The following is an 809-nucleotide window of genomic DNA, read 5'->3' on the forward strand; positions in this document are numbered from 1 at the left end:
TTCAGCATCAGCTTTTACGAGACCCTTGAGGGTGCCGAGTCGGGCACCGGGGCGATCAGCTTTCCGTACGTGAACATCATCAACCCGCAGCGCATCTATGTGCGGGTGACCAATGAGATGAACCTCTTTGAGCCCAAGTGCTATGCCGTCGTGGATATGGTGCTGAAGGTGGAGCAGCTCCCGGACGTCGTCCTTGGCGGGGAGTACCGCCTCTGCGTGGACGAGAACGGGAACCCGATCGCCGAGGAGGAGGGGAGCCCCTCGCCGCCGGTGATCGATACGGGGCTCGACCCGTCGCTGTACACCTTCCAGTGGGACCTGGACGGGGTGATCATCGTCGGGGAGACCGGCCCCTCCATCATCGCGCTGCAGGGCGGAACCTACACGGTGGCCATCACCGAGCTGGCCTCGGGCTGCGAGAGCACGGCCAGTGCCACGGTGATCGTTTCCTCGCCGCCGCTGGCCTATGAGGCCAACCTGCTCAACGGTGCCTTTGCGGGCAACCATGTGATCGAGGTGGTGGCCACGGGCGAGGGCACCTACGAGTACCAGCTGGACAACGGCCCCTTCCAGGACAGCAACATCTTTGAGGGCGTGGCCCCGGGCGACCACACGGTGACCATCCGGGACGTCTATGGCTGCGGCAGCGTGACCTTCGACGTGGGGGTCATCGACTACCCGCCGTACTTTACGCCCAACGGCGACGGCTACCACGACACCTGGAACATCATCGGCATCGCCAGCGGCGACCCTACGGCGAAAATCTATATCTTTGACCGCTTCGGGAAGCTGCTCAAGCAGCTCAGCCC

1 protein-coding gene is annotated in these 809 nt (G+C 63.7%); it reads left to right on the plus strand.

The features are described from left to right. A partial coding sequence (locus AC58DT_RS15675; protein ID WP_497217730.1) for a T9SS type B sorting domain-containing protein occupies nt 1-809 on the plus strand: 809 nt, incomplete at both ends.

It is taken from the genome of Aequorivita sp. CRS11 (assembly GCF_059693805.1).